This window comes from Cryptosporangium aurantiacum (assembly GCF_900143005.1).
In the GTDB taxonomy this organism is placed as follows: domain Bacteria; phylum Actinomycetota; class Actinomycetes; order Mycobacteriales; family Cryptosporangiaceae; genus Cryptosporangium; species Cryptosporangium aurantiacum.
The window spans coordinates 1,507,467-1,523,647 of the sequence record NZ_FRCS01000001.1 but is presented as its reverse complement, the minus strand read 5'-3'; the positions used below and the strand labels follow the sequence as shown (position 1 = coordinate 1,523,647).

Here is a 16,181-nt window from a genome sequence, read left to right as displayed (position 1 = left end):
CTGATCCGACCGGAGGGAAGCAGCGTGGCTCCGTCATCGTCCTTACCCGGGCTCGACCTCGACGCGTTCTCCGCGTGGGCGGCGGACCGGCTCCCCGAGCACGGCGCGCTCACCGGCGCCGAGCTGATCACCGGAGGTCTCTCGAACCTCACGTTCCGGGTGGTGTTCGACGCCGGTCCGCTGATCCTGCGCCGGCCACCGCGCGGACCCGTGCTGCCCAGCGCACACGACATGGGCCGCGAGTACCGGGTGGTCTCCGGACTCCAGGACAGCGCGGTGCCGGTGGCGCGCGCGGTCGCGTTCGAGCCGGACCCGGCCGCGCTCGGAGCGCCGTTCTACCTGGTCTCGTACGTCGTCGGCGAGGTGTACCGGCGGCCGGAACAAACCGCCGAACTCGCGCCGGACGACCGGGCGGCGATCGGCGCGAGCGTGATCGAGGCACTCGCCCGCATTCACGAGGTCGACCTGGCCGCGACCGGCCTGTCCGACTTCGGCCCGCCGACCGGCTACCTCCAGCGGCAGGTACGCCGGTGGGGTAAGCAGTGGGCGGCGTCCAAGACCAGGGAGCTGCCGGTCATGGAGGAGTTGCTGACCAAGCTCGCCACGGACCTCCCGACCGACGGTGAGACGACGCTCGTTCACGGCGACTACCGGCTCGACAACATGCTCGTCCGGGGCACCGACGTCGCAGCGGTCGTCGACTGGGAGCTCTCCACGCTCGGCGACCCGCTGGCCGACCTCGCGCTGACGCTCCTCTACTGGGCCGACGACGGGTCGGTCTCGTCCGCAGGCGGCGTCACCGCCCACCCCGGGTTCCCGACCGCGGACGAGTTCGCCGCCGCCTACGCGGCGCGCACCGGCCGCAACCTGGAGCTGCTCCCGCTCTACCGGGCGTTCTCCGAGTTCAAGCTCGCGGTGATCCTGGAGGGCGTACACGCCCGGTACCTGGCCGGTGGCACGGTCGGCGACGGCTACGCCTCCGCCGGGCAGGGTGTGCCGTTGCTGGCCGAGCGCGCGCTGGCCGGCCTACTGAATCGATAGGTGGACGTGATTCGTGTGGGCGGACGAGGGGTCGCCGCCGCTCTGGTAGGCGCGCCAACCGGAGCCGGGTAGCCAGATCTGCCGATACCAGATCACATACAGGACGCCGAGCCGGTCGGCGTTGTCCACCAGCCAGGCCGCCAGGCGGTTGCCGTAGGTCCGGTCACCGCCGGTCGCGGCACCGCCGAAGCCGCTCTTCGCGGCCGCGAAGTCGCACGCCCGCCCCTTGGGGTGCTCGCCGAACGACGCCTGCCGGAAGCAGTGGACGTACCGGGTGAAGCCGGCTGCCTTGGTCTGCCGCAGCGCGTGCAGGGTGCGTGCGGTGAGGCAGCCGCCGGACGTCGGATCGTCCTGGGAGCAGCCCTGCGAGGAGAACGAACCGTCGCCGCGGCGCGGAGCGGCCGCAGCTCGGCGCGTCTTCTTCTTCGGCGTGGTCCTCTGCGGAGTCTCCGCGCTGCTGCGGTCACCTCCGGTCGAGGCCGCCGGCTGGTCGTTGTTCTCACCGTCGGTCGAAAAACCGCCGGTGCGCTGGCCTCCCACGTTCGCCGCCTCGAGCGCCTTCTCCGCGTCGGCGCGCCGCTTGGCCATCGTGCGTTCCTCGGCGCGCTGCTTCTTCAGCTGCTCGTCGACCTCGCGCTGGGCGGCGGCCAGGTCCTTCCGCGCGGCGCGAAGCTCGTCCAGCGTCTGCTTCCGACGCTGAACCAGGGTCTCGATCAGGCCGACGTCGCCGATCATGTCCGGCAGCGAGCGCGAATTCGCCATCGCGGTGGCCGGATCGGGCAGGCCGCCACGGTAGGCGGCCGCGCTCAGCTCCTGGACTTCGCGGTCGAGCGCGGTGATGCGCTTCTCCGCGCCGGCCATCTGCTGGACCAACTGCTTGCGGCGACGCTCGGACGCCTGGGCCTTCGCCCGCGCGTTGTTGTACCCGCTGGCGGCCTCGTCGAGCTTCCTGCGTAACGCCGCGGTGCCGCCCTCGTCGTCCTCGGCCGCGTTGGGGGCCGCGTGCACCGAGCCGGGGGTTCCGCCGACCAGCAGACCCAGTCCGGCGAGGACGGCGACCAGCGCGAGAACAACGCGGAAGCGAGCGGTCGGGGCAGCGAACGTCACGAGCACTTTCCTTCTCCGGGCGAATTCTGTTCGAGACTGTACGTGTCCAGCGAACGATTCCTGGGCCCAGAAAAGGAATTAAGGAATTTTAATCAGCGGTCGATGACAATTGCAGGTCGGGCGGTTCAACGGAATAGCACAATTTTGGAGACGCTTAATTCCGCCCTAATGCGGGGGGCGCAATATAACTCCTGTGACTCATGTGATTTGTGGGGCGGGTGAATGCCATCCCTGCGGTGTTGGCCCTGCTGAACGGGCCGCGCGCGGAACGATAGCGCAAGCGCTCCGGGGCGCTACCTCGCCCCGCCTCACCTCGCCTCGCCTCGCCTCGCCTCGCGGCAAGGGCACGCCGTTGAGCGGATTGCACTTAGAAGGGCTATACCTCTTCCAAATGCAATCCGCCCGGGAGGCCGGCGCTTTGGTAGCTCGGCGCCGGGCACACCGCACTCGGCCCCCCGATGGAGGGGTGCGGGCGGGGTGCCCGATTCGCGGTGCGGAGCGTAATAGCGGGGCGGGGCTCGATCGAACGATGTGGCCAAGGGCTCGCTATCACGAGCCCCCGGGCCACATCGTTCCGGGCGCCCCCAAGGAGCCGACCGTTCCCGAGCGGGGTCTCGGTGCCCCTGGCGAGTGCCGCCACGGCAGCTCGGCCGCATCGCCGGCCGCAGGGCGCCAGCCGGCAAGCGGGCGCCACGTCCAGACGGCACCCCGTCCGGAGGGCGCCCGCCGGGATGGCGCCCGCACGGACGGCGCCACGTCCAAACGGCGCCCGCCCGGACGGCGCCACGTCCAGCGGGCAGTCCGCGGAGCGGTGACCTGGTGCCGAGTGGACCCGATTGGGCGGGCTATGGCTGGCCCAAGTGGGTCCGCATCCATGGCGCGAGCCGCCAGCCACCGTGCTGGCCGCGACGGCGGTCAGGGATTGGGCGAGCGCGCGGCACGCCCCCGCCGAGGAGTGTCCGGTCAGCGCAACAAAGTGTGGTGTGGGCGCCTGCCCACACCACACTTTGTTGCCACCCCCACCCGCGCCCCGGCTGGGATGCGGGGCGCCGGGCGGCGGTGGTGCGCTTACTTGCGGTTGTAGAGCCGCATCGTCAGCGAGCCGAACACCGCCACGAAGAGGACGCTGGCCACCAGCGTCCACATCAACGAACTGCCCGCCGCCTCGCCGGCCATCATGCTCCGGACGGCGTCGACCAGCTGCGTGATCGGGTTGACCTTGACGAACGCCTGCAGCCAACCCGGCATCGTCGTCGGCTCCACGAACACGTTGCTCAGGAACGTCAGCGGGAACAGGATCATCATGCTGGCGCCCATCACGGACTTCTCGCTCCGCAGCAGCAGGCCGAACATCGTCCAGACCCAGGAGAACGCGAACGAGAAGATGACCAGCAACAGGATGCTGCCCGCGACCCCGACCACGCCGCCCTCCGGACGGAAACCGAGAACCAGCCCGACGCCGAGGATCACCAGCGAGGCGAGCACGTAGCGCAGCAGGTCGCCGAAGATCATTCCGACGAGCGCCGCCGGACGCCACACCGGCAGCGTGCGGAAACGGTCGAAGACGCCTTTTTCGATGTCGGTGTTCAGCCCGATGCCGGTGTACATCGTGATCATCACGACGCTCGTCACCATGATGCCGGGGAGGAAGAACTGCAGGTACTCCCGCGTCGAACCGGCCAGCGCACCACCGAACAGATACGTGAACATCAGCGTCATGATGATCGGGAACGCGGTCACGTCGAACAGTTGCTCCGGCACGTGCTTGATCTTCAGCATCGCGCGCCAGCCGAACGCGATCGACGCCGCGAACGGGCCGGGCGGCGACGGGCGGGCGGCAGGCGAGAGCACGGCTTGCAACGCGTCCGCGGTCGGCGCGTAGACCGTCGTCTCGGCGGAATCGGTGGTGGTGCTCATGCGACGGTCTCCTTCTCCGTCGGGCCTTCCTGGTTCTGCGGGCTGGTGAGCGCGAGGAACACCTCGTCGAGGCTGGGCTGGCCGAGCGAGAAGTCGTCGACGACGATGCCGGCCGCGGCCAGGTCGGCCAGCGCACGGGACGCGTGTTCGGCAGCGCCCCGCTCGGAGCCGGCCACCCGGACCGTCAGCGCCACCGGGTCGGACTCCTGCAACACCTGCGCGTCGAGCGCGCGCCCGAGCAGCGCGGACGCCTCATCGCGCTGCAGCGGGTCACGGAGCCGCACGTGGACGGTTCCGGCGCCGATCGAGGACTTCAGCGCACCGGGCGTGCCCTCGGCGATCACCGTGCCATGGTCGATCACCGCGATGCGCGACGCGAGCCGATCGGCCTCGTCGAGGTACTGGGTGGTGAGCAGCACGGTCGTGCCGTAGGCGACGACCGCACGCACGATGTCCCAGACTTGGCTGCGGCTACGCGGATCGAGCCCGGTGGTGGGCTCGTCGAGGAACAGCAGATCGGGCGTGTTGAGGATGCTCGCCGCGATGTCGAGGCGGCGGCGCATCCCGCCGCTGTACTTCTTGACCTGCCGGTCGGCGGCGTCGGTGAGCCCGAACGCGGCGAGCAACTCGTCGGCGCGGGTGCGGGCCGCCCGCTTGCGGTGCCCGACCAGGCGGCCGAGCAGCAGGAGGTTCTCCAACCCGGTGAGGTCCTCGTCGACCGAGGCGTACTGGCCGGTGAGGCTCACCCGGCTGCGTACTTCGTCGGCCTGGCGTACGACGTCGTAACCGAAGACCCGAGCCTCGCCGCCGTCGGGGCGCAGCAGCGTCGCGAGCACGCGCACCGCGGTCGTCTTCCCCGCGCCGTTGGGCCCGAGCAGGCCGTAGACCGCGCCGGCCGGCACCGCGAGGTTGATGCCGTCGACGGCTCGTGTCTTGCCGAACGTCTTGACCAGCCCAGCGGTCTCGATTGCCAGATCGGTGTCGGCTGTCGTCATCAGCGCCCTCTCGTCGGGTCGAGTCAACACGGTCGGCTGCGCTTATGGTCCAGGGTCTACCAAGTGGGTACGACAGAATTAGTGACCGCGGGCGACCTGTCCCCCTAACCTCCCTGCATGCGCGTACTGGTCGTTTCGGCCCCGCTGCCCGGTCACGTCCTGCCGCTCGTGCCGCTGACCCGGGCGCTGGCTACCGCCGGCCACGACGTCCTGGTCGCCACCGCCGCGGACGCGGCGTCCACGGTGAGCGACATCGGCCTCCCGGTCGAGGACGTCGCTCCGGGTTTCGACTTCGCCGCGGTCGCGCGCGGTGTGGCGCTGCGGCACCCACTGGTCGCCAGGGCCGAGCTGGCGGGCAACGGCGGGAGGAAGGGCGTCGGGGCGCTGTTCGGTGCCGTCAACGCACGGCTGGTGGACGCCGTCCGGGACGTCACCGAGCAGTTCCGGCCGGACGTCGTGGTCGCCGAGCCGCTGGCGGTCGCCGGGCTGATCGCGGCGGCCGGGCACGGTGTTCCGGCCGTGCGGCACGAGACGAACCTGTTCGACGGCGCCGAGCTGGTCGCGGCCACCGCCCGGCCGGCGCTGCGCAAGCTGGCGATCGACCGGCTGCCGGAGCCCGCCGGGGTGATCCAGGTGTTACCGCCGAGCGTGGTCGGGGACCGGCCGGGGTGGCCGATGCGCTACGAGGCACCTGCGCCCGCCGCGCTCCCGTCCTGGCTGACCGAGACGCCGGCCCAGCCGCGCATCCTGGTGAGCCGGAGCACGGTCGCCGGGCCGGGCAACGAGCACATGATGCGATCGCTGGTCGCGGTCGCCGGAGAGGTGGACGCGGAGATCGTCCTGGTGCGGCCGGAGCCGGGGCTGCCACCGGAGCTACCGGTCAACGTCCGGACGATCGGCTGGGTGTCGCTCGACGCCGTGTTGCCGACCTGCACCGCGATCGTCCACCACGGCGGAGCGGGCACGGTCCAGGCCGCGCTCGCCGCCGGTGTGCCGCAGCTCGTCGTCCCGGGGCCGGGCGACCGAAGGTACAACGCGGAGCTGGTGGCCCGGATCGGCGCCGGGCTGTGCGTCCCCGGCCGGACACTCGCCGCCGAACACCTGACCCGGTTGATCACCGACGATGGTCTGCGGCGGGTGAGCGTCACGATCCAGGACCAGCTCGCGGCCCGTCCGTCGCCGACCCAGGTCGCCGAGCGCGTCGCGGCCCTGGCCTGAGCCGAGCACGGGCAGCGGGCGGCGGCAACCCCCCGGGCAACGGCAACCCCAGGGCGGCGGCAACCCCCAGGGCCACGCAGCGTTCGGGAGACGACAGTGCGGACGGCGTCGCCCGCACAGAGCGCACCCGCGTCCGGCGCTTCACTAGTCGTCATGACCGCGACGACGACCCCAGCGCAGAGCTCCGGGCTCGACTACCTGGAGCCGTACCTCCTCGCGCCGTCCTCCCTGACGCCGACCGCGCTGCGGGAGCGCGCGGAGATCATCACCGCCGAGATCGCCGCCGCCGGTGGCGCCGCGGCGATGCTCGCGGAGTCGGACGGCGCCCCGGTGGCGTTGCGCGGCAACTTCCTCTACGACGCGTGGCTGGTCCGCTGGGCGCCCGGCGACGCGACCGACCTACACGCCCACACGGTCGGCTTCCAGACCGTCACGGTGCTCGACGGCAGCCTGCGCGAGACCGTCGCCACCGAGGAGGGCCTGGACGACACCGAGCTGACCGCCGGCGGACGGCTCGCCGCCCGCCCCGGGCACACCCACCGGTTGGTCGCCGGCGCGGCCGGTGCGGTCAGCCTGATGCTCTCGTCGCCGCCCCGCCCCGTGCCCGTGGTCAAGGGACACAGCATCACGGGCTGAGCGTCACACGCAGCAGGTGCAGCCCGCCGGTCACCTGCTGGTAGTACGTCACGTACTGCACGAGGCCGTTCTGCTCGGCGTACTCCGGGTGGGTGAACGCGGCGTAGTTCATCCCGTGGCTCGGGCGTTCGGTCTCGGCCAGCGTGAACGAATCCGACCAGGGCCCGTACGGCGATCCGCCCACCTGCGCGCGGACCTCGAACTCCCCGAACTCCGAGTAGACGTTCAGCCACGCCTTCAGCGCGGGGTTCCAGGTGACGCTGTTCCCCGCCGCGCCCGCCCGGATGGTCGGCACCGCGTCCAGCGGATCGGTCACCCATAGCGGCGTGCGGTCGTCGTCGCGACCGCCGTAGAACCGCCACGCCGATCGGTCCGTGATGTCGGCCAGCGGCACCCGCGCCACGCGGCAGCGGCTGTCGTCGGTGCAGTTGCCGTAGACGTAGACGTCGTCCCCGGCGACCACGGCGGCGGACGAGTACATCGTCTCGGCCGAGAAGAACAGCGCCGAATCGCGGCCCTCGATGCTCTGCACCGGCAGGGTGTTCCGCGGGGTCAGCCGGGTCGTTTGAAACGTCCGCATGTCCACGGCCGCGATGCCGGTACCCAGGTCTTGCCCGAACTCACCCGAGCACGGTCCGCCGTCCGCGCCGCCGCGGCAGAGCTTCTGGTAGAACACCAGGACTCGCTGCCGGGCCGGGTCGGCGATCACCGGCCCTGGCCACAGCCCGAACGTCACCCCGCAGTACTCGTCGTCGCCGCCCGGGATGCAGCCCTTCGCGTGCTTCTTCTCGAACGCACGCTCGGCGGCGCTCCACGGCAGGAACTCGTCGTGGAGGTCCCCGCTGGTCCCGGCGAGGTCCGCCCCGGTCAGCGTGATCCCGTCGGCGGCGTTCAGGTCGTCAGTGGACACCGCGGTGTTCGACAGGAACGCGTCCGGTGACTTCAGACCGGTGTCGGCGAAGATCCAGACCGAACGATCGCCGTAGCGGACGCTCTGGCCGTTGTCGCGGGCGGTCACCCGGCTCTGCTGGCGGACCGGGTCGAGCTGGGCGACGTCGGTCACCTCGGGGATCGACGGGATCACGTCCCGCACCGGTGGCGCCGGCGAGCGCTGCGGGGTGGCCTGGACCGGAGCGGCCTTGGTCGGTGACGGTGTGGCCTCGGCGGGCGGCTTCGACTTCGCGGTGTCCCAGTCGACGACGAACCCGGCCGCGACGAGCGTGAGCAGATATGCGAACAGTGCCGTGACGAGCTGCCTCCGGAGCGGACGGGTGGCGCCCCGGACCGGCGGCGCCTCCGCTGTCTCCTCGTCGGGTAAGGCAGCGGTCGGCACGAATGCTCCTTTTTGCATGCGGCTCGGACTGGTTACCAGCGCTTACCACTTTGACACTTCCATAGAAAACGCCCGCTCGTAGCGAGTCGGAAGAGTCGATGTGTGATCTCCGACCGATTCGAGACGGTGCCGCCGAGAAGACAGGCGTACGTTGTAAGAGTGACCGCGCTGCCCACGCCACGGACGCCCTTGAGCAGGGAGCGCGTGCTGCGGGCCGCGATCGACCTCGCCGACGTCGAGGGCGTCCAGACGCTCACCATGCGCCGTCTCGCCAAGGAGCTCGATGCCGAGGCGATGTCGCTCTACCACCACGTCGCCAACAAGGACGATCTGCTCAACGGCGTCGTCGATCTGATCGCGAACGAGATCAACGACGCGGTCGAGGCGATCGACGTACTGTCGGCGGGCGCGGCCTGGAAACAGGCCGCCCGCGAACGGATCCTCACCGCGCGGACCGTGTTCCTCCGGCACCCGTGGGCGCCGCCGCTCTTCGAGAGCCGGGCGGCGGTGAGCCCTGCGGTGGTGCGATACCACGACCGGCTCGTGGGGCTGATGCGCGACGGCGGCTTCAGTTACGACCTCGCGCACCACGCGCTGCACGCGCTCGGCAGCCGCGCGCTCGGCTTCTCCCAGGAACTGTTCGACCCGGGTGACGGATCTGCCCCCGCCGAGATCCCGGAGGGGATGGCCGAGCAGCTGCCGTATCTCGTCGGCATGCTGCGCGAGGTCGCGCACGACGATCCCGACTCGACGCTCGGCTGGTGCGACGACCAGTTCGAGTTCGAGTTCGGGCTGGACCTGATCCTCGACGGCCTCGACCGTCTCCGTTCGTCCCGGTAGCCCTCGCTCTCCCGCTGGCCCTTGACGATTCTTACGCCGTAAGGGAGCCTTACGGCGTAAGACAGTCTTACGACGTAAGGGAAACTCATGAAAGCCGTCCTCCAGCACCGCTACGGATCACCCGACGTCCTGCGCTACGAGGACGTCGACACCCCCTCCCCCGCTGCCGACGAGGTGGTCGTTCGGGTCCGCGCGGCCTCGGTCAACGCCCGCGACTGGCACCTCCTGCGCGGTGACCCGTACGTCTCGCGTCTGCTCACGCCGGACCTGACGCTCCGTGCCCCGGCCGCGGCCGTGCGCGGCACCGACTTCGCCGGCGTCGTGGACGCCGTCGGCTCCGGCGTCACCCGGTTACGCGTCGGCGACGAGGTGTTCGGTGAGGCCCCCGGCGCGTTCGCCGAGTACGTCCGGGTCTCGCAGGACCACGTCGACGTCAAGCCGGCGAACCTGACGTTCGAGCAGGCCGCCGCACTCCCGCTCGCCGCGAACACCGCGCTGGTCGGCCTGCGCGATGAGGCCGACGTCCAGCCCGGGCAGTCGGTGCTGATCAACGGCGCGTCCGGCGGGGTCGGCACGTTCGCGGTCCAGCTGGCCACCGCGCTCGGCGCGAACGTCACCGGCGTGTGCAGCCCGCGGAACGCCGAGCTCGTGCGCTCGCTCGGCGCGCAGCGTGTCGTCGACTACACGCGGGAGGACTTCACCCGCGCCCCCGAGCGGTACGACGTGGTGTTCGACCTGGTCGGCAACCGTTCGCTGCGCGCGCTCCGCAGCGTGCTCACGCCGCGCGGCGCGCTGCTGCTCTCCGGCGGCGGGGTCTCGACCGGTGGCAAGCTCCTCGGTCCGATGGTGCTGATCGTCCACGGACAGCTCCGCTCGAAGTTCGTCCGGCAGCGCATTCTCGTCCCGGTCGCGACGCCGAGCAGCGCGAACCTCGCGGCGCTGCGGGAGTTCGCCGAGGCGGGAACGCTGAAGCCGGTCATCGACCGGACGTATCCGCTCTCGGCCGCCGCCGACGCGATCCGCTACCTGGAGACCGACCACGCCAGGGCCAAGGTCGTGCTCACGGCCTGACGTGCCGGTTCGGCGCCCCGTCGCGCGGGTCACGCCGTGAGCTGCGCGAGGGCGGCGGTGACCAGCGGACGCGCGGCGGGGAGCAGCGGAAGCCGCACGTCCGGCGTCGGAATGCGGCCCTGGGCGTGCAGCACCCCCTTGAGCACGGTCGGGTTCGGACCGGCGAACAGGGCCGCCGACAGCCGGCTGAGCCGGTGGCCGAGCTGCCGCGCCACGGCCGGATCGGCGTCGCGCCAGGCGCCGATCAGCCGGACGAAGTCCGGCGTCGCGCAGTGGGCGCTGGCCAGGACGCCGCCGTGCGCGCCCAGCGCGAGCACCGGCGCGACGAACGCGTCGTCGCCGCCGAGGATCGCGAAGTCGCGGGGTGGGTCGGCCAGCAGGGCGACGGTGTCGGCGGTGACCACGCCGGGCGCGTGCTTCACGCCGACGACGCCGGGGATCGCGGCCAGCTCGCGGAGCGTCGCGGCGGAGAGGTGCTGGCCGGTGCGCTGCGGGACGTCGTACACGATCAGCGGGACCGGGCTGCCTGCCGCCAGCGCCCGGAAGTGCGCGACGACACCGGCCTCGCCGGGCCGGACGAACGGCGGGACGACGGTGAGCGCCGCGGTGACCTCGGGCCGATCGCCGAGCGCCGCGAGCGCCTCGGCGGTGGCGGCGCCGACCAGCAGCGGGGCGCCGCGGTCCCGGCAGATCGCTGCGGCCACGTCGACGACGGTCCGCCGTTCGGTGTCGGTGAGCGCGGCCGGCTCCCCGGTGGTGCCCAGCGCGACGAGTCCGGTCGCCCCGGCGTCCAGAACTTGGTGGCCGAGGGCCTCCAGCGCGTCGGTCGCGACGCCGCCGGAGGCGTCGAACGGCGTGATCAGCGGGACGAACAGGCCGGTGGGAGTCATGCACCGAGCATCCGGCCGTGCACCGGAAAGGACCAGGTCGGATCCCTACCGGCACACCTAAGCTGAGCTGATGCTCGACGTCCGGCGTCTGCACTTGCTCCGCGAGCTGTCCCACCTCGGGACGATCGCGGCCGTTGCCGAGGCGCACTCCTACACGGCGTCCGCGGTCTCCCAGCAGCTGGCCGCGCTGCAGCGGGAGGCGGGCGTGCCGCTGCTCGAACGGACCGGTCGCGGTGTGACGCTGACCGCGGCCGGAGCGGCGCTGGTCGCGCACGTCGAGGACGCGTTGAGCGCGCTCGAGGCGGCGGACGCCACGCTGGCGGCGGCGCGCGGCGGGCTGGCCGGTCCGCTCGGCATCGGGGCGTTCCCGAGCGCGGTACGGACGCTGTTGCCCGGTGCCCTGGTCGCGCTCGGACGTGAGCACCCGGCACTCGTCCTCCGGGTTACCGAATTGGACCCGGTGGACGTGCCGGCCGCGCTGCGCGCCCGGCGGGTCGATGTCGCGCTGGTGCACGACTACGACCTCGTGCCGGCGGCGCCGGACCCGACGCAGGAGTCGGTGCCGCTCCTCGACGAGGAGGTGCTGCTCGCGCTCCCCGAAGCCACGGAGCCAGCCGAAGCCACGGAGCCAGCCGAAGCCACGGAGCCAGCCGGGGCCGCGGGCGTGGCCGGGGGCGCAGACGCCAGCGGGGCCGCGGACGCGGTCTTGGCCGCGGCGGGCGCCGACTGGATCGTCGGCAGCCCGGGGACGCTCTGCCATACGCTCGCCGTCCGTGCCTGCCTGGCCGCTGGGTACGCGCCGCGGGTGCGACACTACGCCGACGACTTCACGGCCGTGCTGGCGCTGGTCGCCGCGGGCCAGGGCGTGGCGCTCGTGCCACGCTTCGGTGTCGAACACCGGCCGCCGCGGGTGCGGCTGATCGCACTGCCGATCCGCCGCCGCACCCGGATCGCGTACCGCCGCGGCGCGGGTACGCACCCCGCGATCGCGGCGTGCGTGGCGGCGCTCCGCGCCTCGGCCGCGGAGGTTGGGGCTCGGCGGTAGCGCGGCGCGGGAGAATCGCGTCATGGATCGCGGGGCGGCGGCGTCGATCGCGAGGGTCTCGGCGCGGGAGGCCGAGGTGCTCGCCGGCATCGGCGAGCGCCTGACCAACGCGGAGATCGCCGGGCGGCTGTTCATCTCGGTCCGCACCGTCGAGAGCCACGTTTCCGCCCTGCTCCGCAAGCTCGGCGCGAACGACCGGCGCGCGCTGGCGGGGATGGCTGCCGACCTCGCCGCCGCGCCCCGGGCCGGGGCTCTCCCGTCCTCGCTGACGCCGCTGGTGGGCCGCGCCGCCGAGCGAGCCGCACTCACCGCGGCGCTCCGGGACCACCGGCTGGTCACCGCCGTCGGCCCGGGAGGCGTGGGCAAGACCCGGCTGGCGCTGGCGGTGGCGGCCGAGTTGGGCGACCGGTTCGCGGACGGCGTCTGGTACGTCGATCTGGTGCCGGTCACCGACGGCGCGATGGTCGCCCCGGCCGTGGCCTACCTCCTGGGCCTGGGCGAGCAGCCGGGACGCTCGGCGGAGGAGACGGTGCTGGCCTGGCTCGCCGACCGCGAGGTGCTGCTCGTCCTCGACAACTGCGAGCACCTGGTGGACGGCGTCGTCGTGATGCTCGAACGGCTGCTGACCCGGTGCCCGGGCGTGCGGGTGCTGGCCGTGGGCCGGGCTCGCCTGCTGGTGCCGTACGAGCGGGTGTTCCTGGTGCCCGGCCTCTCGGTGGAGGGGGACGGCGGTGACGCGGTCGAGCTGTTCCTCGCCAGAGCCGCCGCGAGCGGCGGGCTGGGATCGGCCGCGTTCGTCGAGCGGCCGCGGGTCGCGGCGATCTGTCGAGGGCTGGACGGGATGGCGCTGGCCATCGAGCTGGCCGCCGCGCGTCTGCCCGCGCTCGGTCTCGACGGGCTGGAAGCCGGGCTCGACGACCGGCTCCGGCTGCTCACCGGCGGCCGGCGGGTCGACGATCGGCATCGCTCGCTCCGGTCCGCTCTGGACTGGAGCCACGCGCTGCTGACCGTGCCCGAACGCGCGGTCCTGCGCCGGACCTCGGTTTTCGCCACCCCGTTCACCGCGGACGCCGCGTCCGCGCTGCTCACCGGCTGGCCGCCGACCGACGTGCCCGCCCCGGCCGCGGCTGCGCTGGGGGCGCTTGCTGACCAGAGCTTGCTGACCGCGATCCCCGATCCGGGCGGCACCCGGTACCAGGCCCTGGAGACGATCCGCCAGTACGGGACCGGCCACCTGCGCGACGCGGGTGAACTGCCCGAGGCGCGCGCCCGGCACCTGCGGTGGTGCCTGGCCACGGCGGACGAGCTCGACGCGTCGTTCGCGCCGGACGCCGCCGGGTGGCGGGCGAGGTTCGACCGCGCGGTCGACGAGTTACGCGCGGCGCTCGACTGGGCCTCCACCGAGCCCGGCCGGCGCGCTGAGGCGTATCGGTTGGCGGTCCGGCTCGCCGAGGTGTGTTACCTCCGCGGGCTGCCGGGCGAGGCACAGCGTCGCTATGAGCAGGCGGGCGCGCTGGCCGCCGACGATCGGCAGGCAGCCGGCGTTCTGCACTGCGCCGCGGAAGCGGCCAAGGCTCGGCACTTCGGCACCGAAGGCCTCCGGCTGCACCGCGCCGCCGCCGAGGCCGCACTGCGGGCCGGCGACCACTCCCGCGCGGCGTACGACGTGGCGCAGATCGCCGAACTGCTCAACCGTGGCCCGGGCGTCCTGTCCGAACCGGTTGCGCCCGGCGCGGCGGAGCGGCTGATCGCCGAGGCGGACGCGCTCGCCGGGGACGACCCGCGGGCGCGCGCCCGGCTGCTCGTCGCGCGTACCTACGCCGTCGCGGAGGACGACCCCGCGACCCCTGGCTTGCTGGACCGCGCGATCGCGCTGAGCCGCGAGGCCGGTGATCCGCTCGGGGAGAGCGCCGCGCTGGACCAGCTGACCGGGTTCCAACTGGTCCGGGGCGAGATCCGCGCGGCGGCGGCGAGCGCGCTGCGCCGGATCGAGCTGCTGGCGCCGCTGCCGCTGCGCGCCGACACCTGCGGGCTCGAACTGTCCGACGCCTACTTCATGGCGACCGAGTGCGTGATCGCCGCCGGTGATCTCACCACCGGACGCCGACTCGCCGAGCAGGCCAGGGATCTCCCCTTCCACCGCGAAGAAGGCCACCTAGCCACGGCCCGGCTGTTGCTCGTCACCGCGCTCGCCGGCGACTGGGACGAGACGGTGGCACTCAGCGAGCGGTTCCGCGAGGGCTGGGAGCGGGCGGGGCGTCCGCGCGCGGGCAACCTGAGCCGGGGTCCGTACGCCCTGGCGACCGTGTACGGGTTCCGCGGCGACGACGACGCCCGCAACGCCTGGCTGGCGATCGCCGAGGCGCTGACCACACCCGGCCGGACCACTGCCCAGATCCACCACGGCGAGTTCTTCGACGCGCTGCTGCTCCTCCACCACGGACGGCCGGACGAAGCGGTGGCGCGGTTGACGACGCCCCCGGAGGAGTTCCGGACCTGGTACAGCGGGCTCTGGCGACCGTGGTACGCCGCGGTCTGGGCCGAGGCGGCGGCGCTGAGCGGGCACCCCGACGCGGCCGAGCGGCTGGCGAGGGCCCGGCGGTCCGCGGTGGACAACCCGATCGCGCTGGCCGTCGTCGAGCGGTCGGCTGCCGTCGCCACCGGCGACCGGAAGGGCGTGCTGGCCGCCGCCGAGCAGTTGCACCCGACCGGCTGCCGGTACCAGTGGGCCCGTTCGCTCGTCCTCGCCGGCGGGCCCGAGCGGGCCCGCGGCGCGGACGAACTCACCCGCATGGGTGCGACGCCGATGCGGACGGCGGGGCTCGACCTTACGGACGAGCCTCCAGGACCAGGTTGAACGGGGTCTCGGCGGCCCGCCGCACCCGGGTGAACCCCGCCTCGGTGAGAATCTCGGTCAGCCGCGCCTCCCCGGCCTGGGCACCGAGCCCCAGCCCCACCGGTTGAGCCAGCGACGCCGGGGTGCAGATCACCGTCGACAAGCCGTAGTACGCCCGGCTGATCGGGTTCAGGTTCTCGGTCAGCGCGTCACCGGCGAACGGCTCGACCAGCAGCAACGTCCCGTCGCTCGCCAGCGCCTGCCGGATGTGCCGCGCGGCGCCGAGCGGGTCACCCATGTCGTGCAAACAGTCGAACAGGCAGACGAGGTCGAAGCCGGTGCCGGGGAACTCGCTCGCGTCGACGGCCTCGAACCGCACCCGCCGCGCCAGGCCGGCGTCCGCGGCCGACTTGCGGGCGGCTTCCATCGACTCCTCGTGGTAGTCGTAGCCGACGAACGTCGAGTGCGGGTACGCGTCGGCCATGATGAGCGTGGCCGCACCGAGGCCGCAGCCGACGTCGGCGACGCTCGCGCCGGCGCGCAGCTTCTCGTCGACACCGTCCAGCGCGGGGATCCACTGCGTCGTCAGGTTCGCGGCATAGCCGGGGCGGAACAGCCGGTGGACGCCGGAGAACAGCCGCTCGTCGTGCTGCTCCCAGCCCACCCCCGCGCCGGTCCGGCAGGCGTCCACGAGCCGGTCGTGGTCGCTGAAGCACGACGCGATCACCTCGAACGCGCCACCCAGGAACACCGGGCTGTCCTCGTCGGCCAGCACCGCCGCGTGCTCGGCGGGTAGCTCGAACGTGTCGTCCTCCGCCCGGTAGCGGACGTACCCGCCGGCGGCCTGGTTGCTCAGCCACTCGCGGACGTACCGCGGTGCCGTCCCGGTCCGCGCGGCGAGCGCGTCCGCCGTGAGCGGCCCGGCTCCTGCCATCGCTTGGTACAGACCGAGCCGGTCACCGATGTGCAGCAGCAGTCCGGAGATCGTCGCTGCCATGTCGCCCACCGCTGCGTGGACGAACCGCTCCAGTTCTGCCTGGTTGATATCGGCCATCGTGAAAACCCCTCCTCGTCACCGCGGAGAACCCGCGTGGGAGAAGCGTCGGCCAGTCCGTACCGGGAAACATCCGTGGAGAGCACGGATTCCGGTCTCCGTGCTGCTCCCGGTTTGGGCAGCTGCCCAAGTCCTCCGGGCGACGCTTGACCCGAACGGTGGCGCGCTCCTAGCGTTCGGCCACCGGGCAGCGTCGCC

13 protein-coding genes are annotated in these 16,181 nt (G+C 72.6%); 7 read left to right on the top strand and 6 right to left on the bottom strand.

From position 1 onward, the window contains the following. Positions 1 to 24: 24 nt before the first annotated feature. Positions 25 to 1,041: a phosphotransferase family protein gene (locus BUB75_RS06725; RefSeq protein ID WP_073252461.1), complete on the top strand. Its 1,017-nt coding sequence runs from the start codon at positions 25 to 27 to the stop codon at positions 1,039 to 1,041. Here the strand turns inward: BUB75_RS06725 and BUB75_RS06720 are convergent. The 3 genes from BUB75_RS06720 to BUB75_RS06710 form a co-directional block, all read right to left on the bottom strand. Next, positions 1,027 to 2,148, bottom strand: a complete 1,122-nt coding sequence (locus BUB75_RS06720) for a coiled-coil domain-containing protein (RefSeq protein WP_073252915.1) — start codon at positions 2,146 to 2,148, stop codon at positions 1,027 to 1,029. The two genes, BUB75_RS06725 and BUB75_RS06720, sit on opposite strands and share 15 nt — an antisense overlap. Positions 2,149 to 3,216: 1,068 nt before the next feature. Further along, positions 3,217 to 4,065 (bottom strand): ABC transporter permease, encoded by an 849-nt coding sequence (locus tag BUB75_RS06715; protein ID WP_073252459.1) that lies wholly within the window; start codon positions 4,063 to 4,065, stop codon positions 3,217 to 3,219. Further along, a complete protein-coding gene (locus tag BUB75_RS06710) occupies positions 4,062 to 5,060 on the bottom strand; it encodes an ATP-binding cassette domain-containing protein (protein WP_073252457.1) in 999 nt (332 codons plus the stop codon). The genes BUB75_RS06715 and BUB75_RS06710 overlap by 4 nt, the downstream gene beginning before the upstream one ends. Positions 5,061 to 5,177: 117 nt before the next feature. On the opposite strand from BUB75_RS06710, the gene BUB75_RS06705 reads away from it, so the two are divergent. Together BUB75_RS06705 and BUB75_RS06700 are read left to right on the top strand one after the other, a co-directional pair. Then, positions 5,178 to 6,278 carry a nucleotide disphospho-sugar-binding domain-containing protein gene (locus BUB75_RS06705; RefSeq protein ID WP_073252455.1) on the top strand — a complete coding sequence of 367 codons (1,101 nt, stop codon included), beginning with the start codon at positions 5,178 to 5,180 and terminating at the stop codon, positions 6,276 to 6,278. 153 nt (positions 6,279 to 6,431) lie between these two features. After that, positions 6,432 to 6,914, top strand: a complete 483-nt coding sequence (locus tag BUB75_RS06700; protein ID WP_073252453.1) for a cupin domain-containing protein — start codon at positions 6,432 to 6,434, stop codon at positions 6,912 to 6,914. Here BUB75_RS06700 and BUB75_RS06695 read toward each other — a convergent pair. After that, entirely contained in the window at positions 6,904 to 8,247 is a 1,344-nt protein-coding gene (locus BUB75_RS06695) for a DUF4185 domain-containing protein (protein WP_073252452.1), read from the bottom strand. The two genes, BUB75_RS06700 and BUB75_RS06695, sit on opposite strands and share 11 nt — an antisense overlap. Before the next feature lie 159 nt (positions 8,248 to 8,406). On the opposite strand from BUB75_RS06695, the gene BUB75_RS06690 reads away from it, so the two are divergent. Together BUB75_RS06690 and BUB75_RS06685 are read left to right on the top strand one after the other, a co-directional pair. After that, positions 8,407 to 9,087, top strand: coding sequence for a TetR/AcrR family transcriptional regulator (locus BUB75_RS06690; RefSeq protein ID WP_218617328.1), 681 nt, complete (start codon positions 8,407 to 8,409; stop codon positions 9,085 to 9,087). 87 nt (positions 9,088 to 9,174) lie between these two features. Continuing rightward, complete coding sequence (locus tag BUB75_RS06685; protein WP_073252451.1) at positions 9,175 to 10,158, top strand: NAD(P)-dependent alcohol dehydrogenase; 984 nt, start codon at positions 9,175 to 9,177, stop codon at positions 10,156 to 10,158. Positions 10,159 to 10,187: 29 nt separating this feature from the next. On the opposite strand, the gene BUB75_RS06680 is transcribed toward BUB75_RS06685, so the two are convergent. Beyond that, a complete protein-coding gene (locus tag BUB75_RS06680) occupies positions 10,188 to 11,048 on the bottom strand; it encodes a dihydrodipicolinate synthase family protein (RefSeq protein ID WP_073252449.1) in 861 nt (286 codons plus the stop codon). A gap of 70 nt (positions 11,049 to 11,118) precedes the next feature. Between BUB75_RS06680 and BUB75_RS06675 the strand changes: the two genes are divergently transcribed. Continuing rightward, complete coding sequence (locus BUB75_RS06675) at positions 11,119 to 12,093, top strand: LysR family transcriptional regulator (RefSeq protein ID WP_073252447.1); 975 nt, start codon at positions 11,119 to 11,121, stop codon at positions 12,091 to 12,093. A 22-nt stretch (positions 12,094 to 12,115) separates the two neighbouring features. Further along, the gene (locus BUB75_RS06670) at positions 12,116 to 14,950 is read left to right on the top strand and encodes an ATP-binding protein (protein WP_073252445.1); all 2,835 of its coding nucleotides are present in this window, start codon (positions 12,116 to 12,118) and stop codon (positions 14,948 to 14,950) included. Here the strand turns inward: BUB75_RS06670 and BUB75_RS06665 are convergent. Then, a complete protein-coding gene (locus BUB75_RS06665) occupies positions 14,922 to 15,983 on the bottom strand; it encodes a class I SAM-dependent methyltransferase (protein ID WP_073252443.1) in 1,062 nt (353 codons plus the stop codon). The two genes, BUB75_RS06670 and BUB75_RS06665, sit on opposite strands and share 29 nt — an antisense overlap. Between the last annotated feature and the right edge of the window lie 198 nt (positions 15,984 to 16,181).